Here is a 10039-nt window from a genome sequence, read left to right as displayed (position 1 = left end):
GTGTATTAACTGCTGTAGGATTGACTACCCGGTTCTGGGTAATGGCCTTTGCAATCACTGCTGCTATTTTGATTATGATTTTTGCCGCTGAGGTAGTTAGTGCGTTTATTAAAAAATATCCTACCCTTAAAATGCTTGCTCTTAGTTACCTGATTTTAATTGGTATGGTATTGATTGCTGATGGTTTTTCTTTGCATATTCCGCGTGGGTATGTGTATTTTGCACTGGGCTTTTCATTAGCGGTGGAATCATTGAATTTAATTAAACAATCTCGAAAAAGAGACAAAAAAATGACAGGAAGTTAATATGTTATTTGTAAAAGCTTTTCATATTATTGCAATGGTTGCTTGGTTTGCCGGACTGTTTTATCTACCTAGATTGTTTGTATATCACACTGAAGCTAAGGATGCAGTCAGTGTGGATCGATTTAAAATAATGGAACGACGTTTGTATTATGGGATTACCTGGCCAGCAGCACTACTAACCACTTTATTGGGTTTATGGTTGCTGAGTTATAATCTGCCTTATTACATTAAAGCAGGTTGGATGCATGCTAAATTATGCTTGGTGGTGCTTTTATGGACTTATCATTTGTTTTGTGGTCATTATGTTAAGGTTTTTGCACAGAATCAAAATAGAAAAAGCTTACTTTTTTTCCGTATTTATAACGAAATGCCTACTTTATTATTGATAGGCATCGTGTTATTGGTTGTTGTGAAATAAAACTGGGAGTTAAGCGTAAATTAATAACTTTCTACACAGGATACACTATGGTAATCTTAAGCTTCAGAAAATGGAAAAGAGAATATAACCAAAACGCAAAAAGACTTATTAACAGATCCTTCCAAATTTAAAAATCTACCACACGAATTAATTAAGATAGAGAATGACTCTATGCGACGTACGTTATTACAAGATCATTCCTAATGAACTATTAGTAATAGTAAGTGAAATTGATCCTCTGACTGCGAAAGATCGAGCCAACATGTCACGAGCATCACTAGCTTTTAATGGTTTATTTCAATCTCAGCTTAATATCGAAAAACTAAATCGACTGCTTTGGTTTGTGGCCGCAGGGGAGCAGGATAATGCACAAAAAAATTGATGGAACACCCTGAGTTTCTCTTGCAACGGGGAACGGTGACTGATTATTCTGGCCGGACGTTCAAAAATATCACTGCCTTTGAATATGCTTTATAGGCATTAGATGTAAGGTATATGGCACCTATGATGCTTGATTGCCTTCCTACAAATGAATTGGGAAAAGAGATTTGGCAGACACTCTATGATCAATATAACCAGGTTGAGAGTGAAGGCATAACCTACACCTTCAATGAGAGAACCATTAACGAAAAACACTATGATTTTTCTCCTCTTATTAATGCGCTGCACACTTATGTTACTCAAACGCAACTGGGATAAATCTTAGTAGTACTCATTAGTTTACAATGGAACAAGGCACTCTGGTTTAAGCCACTTTGCTAACTAGATCATTTCAACCATATCAAAGTCTTCTTTGCCTGCGCCGCAGTCGGGACAAAACCAGTTTTCAGGGACGTCTTCCCAGCGTGTGCCTGGCTCAATACCATCTTCCGGCCAACCTTCTGCTTCGTCATAAATAAAACCACAAATAACGCAAATAAATTTTTTATACTCGTGCATATCGTTAATACTCGTTTAAAAAAGCATAATTTATCTACTGTACGGCCTGATGTAAAGTAATCAGCTCTTTTTTGCCAATTTTTTTGTTTAATTGTAGTGTATACTGCATACAACTAATGGCCGCGCGCAGTATAGCGTCAAATTATGGAGGTTTTTATGACTCGCTCAAGTGATTTGTTTCATCAAGCTCAGAGATTTATTCCAGGCGGTGTTAATTCGCCTGTGCGTGCGTTTAAAGGAGTGGGTAGTGATCCTATTTTCTTTAAGCAAGGTAAAGGAGCTTACCTTATTGATGTAGATAATAAACATTATGTGGATTACGTGGGTTCCTGGGGACCATTAATTCTTGGGCATTGTCATCCAGCAGTGATTGAGGCAGTAACTCAAGTTCTTCATCATGGCATGAGTTTTGGAGCACCTACTGAGCTTGAAGTACAATTAGCTGAAAAAATTTGTTCATTAATTCCATCTATTGAAAAAGTACGCATGGTGAACTCCGGCACAGAAGCAACAATGACTGCAATCAGGCTTGCGCGTGGCGTAACTGGCAAAAATAAATTCATTAAGTTTAATGGGTGCTATCATGGTCATAGCGACAGTTTGTTAGTAAAGGCAGGCTCTGGTCTGTTAACTTTAGGTATTCCATCAACTCCAGGAATTCCTCAAAGTGTCACAGAACATACTTTGACTGCAAATTTTAATGACCTGACGCAAACAGTTTCTTTATTTGAAAAATATTTTGATGATATTGCCGCGGTAATATTAGAACCTGTTGCTGGAAATATGGGTTTTATAATGCCTGAACCTGGTTTTTTAAAAGGACTGCGTGAATTATGCGATCATTACGATGCCCTGTTGATCTTTGATGAGGTGATGACTGGTTTTCGAGTAGGATTAACTGGAGCACAAGGAGTTTTTGGTATTAAGCCCGATCTCACTACGTTAGGAAAAGTTATTGGTGGTGGAATGCCAGTGGGTGCCTTGGGTGGAAGTGCAGAAATTATGTCTCATTTGGCTCCCGAGGGACCAGTGTATCAAGCCGGTACCCTTTCTGGAAATCCTTTGGCGATGGCTGCGGGTCTTGCTACATTAACTGAAATTGAAAGACCTGAATTTTTTAATGCATTAAGTCGAACCACTCATGAATTGACACAGGCTTTGACCATTGTGGCTGAAGCTGTAAATATTCCATTGTTTATTACTTCATTAGGTGGAATGTTTGGCTTCTGTTTTACAGAGAAAAAGCATATTGCAAATTATGCTGACATTGCAGCTTCTGATGAGTTTTTGTTCAAAAAATTTTACCATGCAATGTTGGCTAAAGGCATTTATTTTGCTCCTTCGATGTATGAGGCTGGATTTGTTTCAAGTGCCCATGGTGAGCATGAAATTCATAAGACTCAAGAAGCAGCTGAAGAGGTTTTAAGTTATTTAAAAACATGAATTATGTTTTAAGAAATAGTTGAAAAAATGTTCCAATCAGATAGCTAAATTCAGTTTCCCAAATTTGGCCATCCAATTTATCGGTGTCATTTAAACCATAGATTACATCAATCAGATAGAAACACGCCTATCCTTTACTATGGAGTCAGGCATGAATAATTGGCAAAAATCATCGACAGCACACCATAGTTCCTCTAAACTCTTCTTGGTTTTCATAGTAAGACCTTTTTTTCAATTATTTCTTAAACAATAAACGCAAAATGAAAATTTCAAAGAACAATACTTGAGGTTTTTGATCAGAGCAGGTGGTTGAGGATGAGTACTCCTTTTGTACCTATCAAAACGGCAGTACTTAGTTGGTATCACGATCTGCCATTTTCTATTCAATACAATGATGTTTATCATTCTTTTGCTAGTGGTATTGCGCAAAGTCGTTATGTATTTATTGACGGTAATAATTTACTTCCTCGTTGGCGTTCATTGTCTTCTAATACAAAATTTGTCATTGCAGAAATAGGTTTTGGAACGGGCTTAAATTTTCTTTTGAGCTGGAGGTTATGGGAAGAAAATGCTCTTGAATCGTGCCGATTGCATTTTATCTCGTGTGAAAAACATCCTTTAACTCGGGAAGATTTAATTAAATCGCTTCACGTTTGGCCGCAGTTAAAAAAACAGGCACAACAACTTATTGCCAGTTATCCTGTCTTAACACCAGGTTATCATCATCTTGTATTTTGCAATGGCCGAGTTACTTTGACTTTGATGCTTGGTGATGCACTTGATTGTTATGAACAATTACTAATATGCGGGGACTTCAGGCTGGAGCAGGAATTGCGAACTTCTTTTGTAGATGCCTGGTATCTTGATGGCTTCGCACCAGCAAAAAACAAAAGTATGTGGTCTGATTCATTAATAAACATAGTTGCCTTATTATCAAAAAAAGGCACTACCTTGGCTACCTATACAGCGGCAGGTATTGTGAAAGAAAGCTTGCGACAACATGGATTTACAGTTGAAAAAAAGAAAGGTTTTGGTCCAAAACGACATATGATTAGTGCTTATTTCCACTCTTCTACTGCATTGCAAAATGCAAGGAGACGCCATACACCATGGCATGTGGGGGAAGCAGAAAAATACAGTAACAAGTCAGCAGTAATTATTGGCGCTGGTTTAGCAGGATGCTTTACTGCTTATGCTCTTGCTAAAAAAGGGTGGAAAGTAACATTGATTGATGAATGTAATGAAGTAGGTAAAGGTGCATCAGCAAATCAACAAGCTATTTTATTTCCAAAGTTGTCTGCATATAATTCTCCCTTAACACAATTAATGCTCTCCTCTTTTTTGTATGCCTCGCAGTTGTATCAATCTATTTTACAGCAGGTAAATATAGGAGAACTCAATGGGGCTTTATTACTTGCAACCAGTCTAAAAGAGCAATTAGCACAATCGAGTTTGCGTGATTGGTTGGCTCAGTATCCTGCATTGGGTTCTTTAGTAAATTCCAAGCAAGCTACAGCGCTGGCTGGTTTACCTTTAGAACAAGATGGTTTATTTATTCCCTTGTCAGGGTGGATTAATTCTCCTGCTTTATGTCAATTATTAATCAATACCGAAGGAATTTCTTTAATAACAAATACTTCAATAAAACAATTATTTTTTGATAAAAAATGGATAATCAATCAATGGGAAACCGAAGTATTGATTTTGGCTAATGGGTACAAAATTACTTCTTTTAAAGAAGCTGAGTATTTGCCGATTAAGCCCATTCGTGGCCAAATGACAACAATTTTATCTACTGAAGAAAGCTCGGCTTTGAAGAGACCATTATGCGCCAGTGGGCATGTCCTTCCATCACTTAATGGTGTTCATCATATTGGTGCTACTTATGAATTAAAAATTTCTGAGTCGACAATAAAAAATGAAGATAATTGGGTTAATTGGGAAAAACTTGGTAAATTGGCACCCGATGTTTTATGGTCTGATCAAATTGTAGGACATTGGGCTGGGATTAGAGCAACCACACCTGATTATTTGCCAATAGTTGGGAGAGTCGCTAATCAATCAGCGTTCATGGATTTATATTCAGGATTAGCAAGTAATTCAAAACGTTGGATCGCAAAGGCTGGGCCTTATTATCCCGGGCTTTATGCGTGTTCAGGATTTGGTTCGCGCGGACTGACCACAATTCCTTTATGTGCGGAATGGTTAGCTTGTTTAATTAATGAGGAACCAAATTTTTTGCCTAGAATTCTGCAACAGGCTTTATCTCCAGCACGTTTTTTACGTAAGAGCATTATTTCTAAAAAAGCTTAAATCTAATAATTCTCTGTTTTTCCATAATAATTTCCATAAAATTGATTGTGATGAATTTTCCATTAGCGCATAATGGTAGCCCTTAGAGATCAAGGAGTGATAGGTAATGTCTGGTTCCATGGGTAAGTTATTCAAGCAAGCAGTCAAAGACCATAAACCCTTGCAAGTTTTGGGTACAATCAATGCCTATTCGGCTATGTTAGCGCACTTTTCGGGAGCGAAGGCAATTTATCTTTCCGGAGCAGGAGTAGCGAATGCTTCTTTCGGGTTGCCTGATCTGGGAATGACAGATTTATCTGAGGTTCTTGAGGATGCTCGTCGTATTACAGAAGCTTGTCCTTTGCCTCTTTTGGTTGATGTTGATACCGGATGGGGGCATGAATTTAATATCGCACGAACTGTAAAACTAATGGAAAAAGCGGGTGTTGCAGCATTACATATTGAAGATCAGATTCTTGCAAAGCGTTGTGGGCATAGACCGAATAAAGAAATTGTTACACTGAGCGAGATGGGTGATCGCATCAAGGCGGCCGTAGATGCACGTCAGGATCCTAACTTTGTTATTATGGCCAGAACTGATGCCTATGCTGTAGAGGGGATGAATGCAACAATTGAACGAGCGCAATTTTGTATAGAATTGGGCGCTGATATGATATTTCCCGAAGCAATGATGACCCTGGATGAATATCAAAATGTTACCCGTGCACTTGATGTTCCTGTACTTGCTAATATTACGGAATTTGGCAAAACTCCTATGTTTACACGAGAAGAACTTGCTGGGGTTGGAATTTCATTAATTTTATATCCATTAAGCGCATTTAGGGCAATGTCACAGGCAGCATTAGCTACTTACCAAACCATTATTCAGAATGGAACGCAAAAATCTATGCTGGATAAAATGCAGACTAGAGAAGAATTATATAAGGTTCTGGGTTATCATGTGTATGAGCAAAAACTAGACCAATTTAGGATGGAAAATGACAATGAATGTTAAAAGCGGTGGATTAGCAGGAGTTATTGCAGGAGAATCTGCAATTGCTACAGTGGGTTTAGAGGGAAGAGGTTTAAACTATAGAGGCTATTCTATTGATGATTTAGCAGAATATGCCAGCTTCGAGGAAGTAGCTTACTTATTATTATACGGTAAATTACCGACCCAAAATGAATTGTATGCTTATACAAAAAAACTTGTAGAGCTGAGGCAATTACCAGAGGCATTAAAAACCCTATTAAAAATGATTCCTAAAAACACGCATCCAATGGATGTACTTAGAACTGGTTGTTCGTTTTTAGGAACCATTGAGCCGGAAAAAGATTTTTCTGAAGAACATCTAATCGCAGATCGTTTATTGGCTCTATTTCCAGGAATGATGTGTTACTGGTATGCCTATCATTTTCAAAATAAAGAGTTATCCGAGTTGACTGATGAAGAGACGACCGGCGGACATTTCCTTACTTTATTACATGCTCGTAAACCTCTTAAACTTGAAGCGGACATGATGAATGTTTCTTTGATTTTATATGCGGAACATGAATTTAATGCCTCAACCTTTACTGCCCGTGTTACAGCTTCAACTCGTTCCGATTTCTATTCAACAATTGTTAGTGCAATTGGCACTTTGCGTGGTCCATTACATGGTGGCGCTAATGAAGCAGCGATGGAATTAATTGAGCGTTTTAAAACCGTGGATGAAGCAGAAGCTGAGATAAAAAAGATGCTGGAACATAAAGATAAAATCATGGGGTTTGGGCATCGGGTTTATACTAGAAATGATCCCCGTTCAGATATTATGAAAAAATGGTCTTTCCGTTTGGGTGAAGAAAAAGGCGATCTGAGTTTATATAATATTTCTGAACGTATTGAAAAAGTCATGTGGACTGAAAAGAAATTATTCCCTAATCTTGATTTCTATAGCGCTTCAGCGTACCACTATTGTGATATTCCTACCTTTTTGTTTACACCAATTTTTGTGATGTCACGTATCACTGGATGGGCCGCACATGTATTTGAACAACGTGCGAATAATAAATTAATTAGACCAACCTCAAAGTATATTGGGCCAGAGCCTAGAGAATTTCCGGCTATTAAAACTAGAGGTTAATATGAGCAATTATATAGAAGATAATATAAAACCTGATTATGATCAGGTAATTGTTGATATTGTTGATTATGTATTAAATAAAAAAATTGACAGTATTGTTGCCTATGAAACAGCGCGTTTATGTTTAATGGATACACTAGGTTGTGGGATTTTAGCACTTAATTTTCCTGAATGTACAAAATTAATGGGAGCTATTGTTCCTGGAGCAACCCTTGCAAATGGTGCTCGGGTTCCTGGAACGTCTTATGAACTGGATCCTGTTCAAGCGGCGTTTAACATCGGTACGATGATTCGTTGGCTAGACTTTAACGATACATGGTTAGCAGCAGAATGGGGTCATCCGTCAGATAATTTAGGTGCTATTCTTGCAGTTGCCGATTATCTGTGCAGGCAGAATTGTGCTCAAGGTAAAGAACCCATTTTGATGAAAGATGTTCTTAATGCCATGATTAAAGCGCATGAAATTCAAGGGTGTTTAGCTCTTGAAAACAGTTTTAACCGAGTTGGTTTAGATCATGTAATTTTAGTAAAAATTGCCAGCGCTGCAGTAGCTGCATTGTTATTTGGTGCGGATAGAGACATGATGTTGCGGACTTTATCACTGGATTTTGTTGATGGTCAAAGTCTTAGAACCTATCGGCATGCTCCTAATGCGGGTTCACGTAAATCCTGGGCTGCAGGAGATGCAACTTCGCGTGCTGTGCGTCTGGCACTCATTGCTCAATGTGGTGAAATGGGATATCCCAGTGCCTTAACCGCAACTACCTGGGGTTTTTATGATGCCTTATTTGGTAAAAAATCATTTAAATTCCAGCGACCCTATGGCAGTTATGTTATGGAAAACATTTTATTTAAATTGTCTTATCCTGCCGAATTTCATGCACAAACTGCGGTTGAGTGCGCAGTGAAGTTACATCCTCTAGTTAAAGAAAGATTTGATGATATTGCTAGAATTGAGTTAATAACTCATGAGTCTGCAATTCGCATTATCAGCAAACGCGGGGTTCTGCATAATCCTGCTGACCGTGATCATTGTTTGCAGTATATGGTGGCTATAGGTCTTTTATTTGGTGATTTAAATGCTGAACATTATGAGAATGAAGTTGCTGCAGATCCAAGAATTGATGTTTTACGTGCCAAAATGGATGTTACAGAAAATGAACGTTTTTCGCAGGACTATCACGATCCAGAGAAACGATCCATTGCTAACAGCATCAAATTAGTTTTTAAAGACGGTACAGAAAGTGAGTTGATCACTGTAGAATATCCTATTGGCCATAGACGTCGGCGTGAAGAGGGTATTCCTGTATTATTATCCAAGTTTAAAAAGAATTTGAGTACGCGATTTTCGGCTGAGCGTGTACAAAAGATTATTACTGCTATGAGTGATACTAATACACTGGCAGCAATAAAAGTTGATGATTTTATGGCAATGTGGATGATTTAAATGACTGCTTTAACATCACAAGGCATAGAACATTAAATGGTACTCATTTTGCATTTTAATTCAAATTCGGTTGTTAGGCTCACCCCAGAAGTTACCGATGGATGAGAAAAAAATTGCGTTTTAGCACCAAATGGAGTGGTTTTTACTGATAGAATATCTGGAAGTCCGAAATATTTTTCGAAGAAATTATTAATATGCGCTTTAAATTGATTCCATAGTCCAGGCTCAGCTTCTAATCTAGGCTTATAATTATAAATTATATCTAATGCGTTTTTAGCCAATTGATGTGTATGTACTGGATATTTTGAACGTGAATTCTTTGTATCCACCTTTAAAAGTGCATCCAACTCTTGTAATAAATTTTTTGCTGCTTTCTTAACTTGAGGCGCAATAGAATGATCATTCTTATACTGACTGTAAATTTTTTTAAATTAAGATATAAAGCCCATACTTCTTTGTGCATTGAGCTTTCATCATTTATTGTATGTAGAGGAGGGTCGGCCGGGATTCTGACGAAAAGGTCCGTTTGTTGTTCAAATGTGAATCTATCAACTGAATTCATTAGATTGCTACAAATTTACTTTATTATTTTTTTTCGATTCATAACGTTGGCACTCAAAACTTCATTCTCAAAAAGCTAAAATTGCATTTAAATTCATAGTCAATAATGCACCTTTTTTAGGTAAATCTGTAACACAAATTACCGTTCTAGCAGGTAAATGTTGTGCGAATGTTTCACTGGATGCTTTATTCATTTCCAGAAAGTCATCCACCTGCTTTAGAAATACATGAACATGCATCACATTAATAAAGGAGGCTTCAACAGACCTCAACATGACATCAAAATTACGTAAAATCTGTTGTGTTTAAGTGTATGCGTCGGTACCAGCTAACTCCCCAGTCAATGGGTTAATCCCGAGAGTGCCCGAAATGTTAATAAATGGGCCAGCTTTTACAATATGGCTATAAGGCCTGATTGGTTTGAACAAATCTAAGGGAGTAAAGGTTTCCACTTGCATATTTCATCTCACTTTGTTTTGGAGCTAATAATTCTATTTTTATAGCTTATAGG

12 protein-coding genes are annotated in these 10039 nt (G+C 37.6%); 9 read left to right on the top strand and 3 right to left on the bottom strand.

Features of this window, described 5'->3' with window-relative positions; genetic code table 11:
* From WA877_RS05505 to WA877_RS05490, 4 genes are all read left to right on the top strand, one after another.
* On the top strand, nt 1–305 hold a 305-nt coding region (locus WA877_RS05505; RefSeq protein ID WP_425169932.1), incomplete at its 5' end, for a TerC family protein.
* 1 nt (nt 306) lies between these two features.
* Nucleotides 307–723: a protoporphyrinogen oxidase HemJ gene (gene hemJ, locus WA877_RS05500; protein ID WP_425169931.1), complete on the top strand. Its 417-nt coding sequence runs from the start codon at nt 307–309 to the stop codon at nt 721–723.
* Nucleotides 724–886: 163 nt separating this feature from the next.
* Nucleotides 887–1105, top strand: coding sequence for a hypothetical protein (locus tag WA877_RS05495; protein ID WP_425169930.1), 219 nt, complete (start codon nt 887–889; stop codon nt 1103–1105).
* A gap of 122 nt (nt 1106–1227) precedes the next feature.
* A complete protein-coding gene (locus WA877_RS05490) occupies nt 1228–1422 on the top strand; it encodes a hypothetical protein (protein ID WP_425169929.1) in 195 nt (64 codons plus the stop codon).
* 63 nt (nt 1423–1485) lie between these two features.
* Here the strand turns inward: WA877_RS05490 and WA877_RS05485 are convergent, their stop codons facing one another.
* Nucleotides 1486–1662, bottom strand: coding sequence for a rubredoxin (locus WA877_RS05485; protein WP_425169928.1), 177 nt, complete (start codon nt 1660–1662; stop codon nt 1486–1488).
* Nucleotides 1663–1818: 156 nt separating this feature from the next.
* Here WA877_RS05485 and hemL point away from each other — a divergent pair, with 156 nt between their 5' ends.
* The 5 genes from hemL to WA877_RS05460 all read left to right on the top strand — a co-directional run bounded on the left by hemL (nt 1819) and on the right by WA877_RS05460 (nt 8967).
* Nucleotides 1819–3105, top strand: a complete 1287-nt coding sequence (hemL, locus tag WA877_RS05480; RefSeq protein ID WP_425169927.1) for a glutamate-1-semialdehyde 2,1-aminomutase — start codon at nt 1819–1821, stop codon at nt 3103–3105.
* A 315-nt stretch (nt 3106–3420) separates the two neighbouring features.
* On the top strand, nt 3421–5418 hold the full coding sequence (mnmC, locus tag WA877_RS05475; protein ID WP_425169926.1) for a bifunctional tRNA (5-methylaminomethyl-2-thiouridine)(34)-methyltransferase MnmD/FAD-dependent 5-carboxymethylaminomethyl-2-thiouridine(34) oxidoreductase MnmC: 1998 nt from the start codon (nt 3421–3423) through the stop codon (nt 5416–5418).
* 106 nt (nt 5419–5524) lie between these two features.
* Entirely contained in the window at nt 5525–6412 is an 888-nt protein-coding gene (prpB, locus tag WA877_RS05470; protein ID WP_425169925.1) for a methylisocitrate lyase, read from the top strand.
* A complete protein-coding gene (prpC, locus tag WA877_RS05465; protein WP_425169924.1) occupies nt 6402–7520 on the top strand; it encodes a bifunctional 2-methylcitrate synthase/citrate synthase in 1119 nt (372 codons plus the stop codon). Before prpB ends, prpC begins: the two co-directional genes overlap by 11 nt.
* Nucleotide 7521: 1 nt before the next feature.
* The gene (locus WA877_RS05460; RefSeq protein ID WP_425169923.1) at nt 7522–8967 is read left to right on the top strand and encodes a bifunctional 2-methylcitrate dehydratase/aconitate hydratase; all 1446 of its coding nucleotides are present in this window, start codon (nt 7522–7524) and stop codon (nt 8965–8967) included.
* 32 nt (nt 8968–8999) lie between these two features.
* Here WA877_RS05460 and WA877_RS05455 read toward each other — a convergent pair whose 3' ends face one another.
* Nucleotides 9000–9296: a hypothetical protein gene (locus WA877_RS05455; protein WP_425169922.1), complete on the bottom strand. Its 297-nt coding sequence runs from the start codon at nt 9294–9296 to the stop codon at nt 9000–9002.
* A gap of 300 nt (nt 9297–9596) precedes the next feature.
* Nucleotides 9597–9824: a RidA family protein gene (locus WA877_RS05450; protein WP_425169933.1), complete on the bottom strand. Its 228-nt coding sequence runs from the start codon at nt 9822–9824 to the stop codon at nt 9597–9599.
* Between the last annotated feature and the right edge of the window lie 215 nt (nt 9825–10039).

Source organism: Legionella sp. (assembly GCF_049790535.1).
Classification (GTDB): domain Bacteria; phylum Pseudomonadota; class Gammaproteobacteria; order Legionellales; family Legionellaceae; genus Legionella.
Note: the sequence above shows the minus strand (reverse complement) of the source record. Positions and strands in the feature narration are given on the sequence as shown.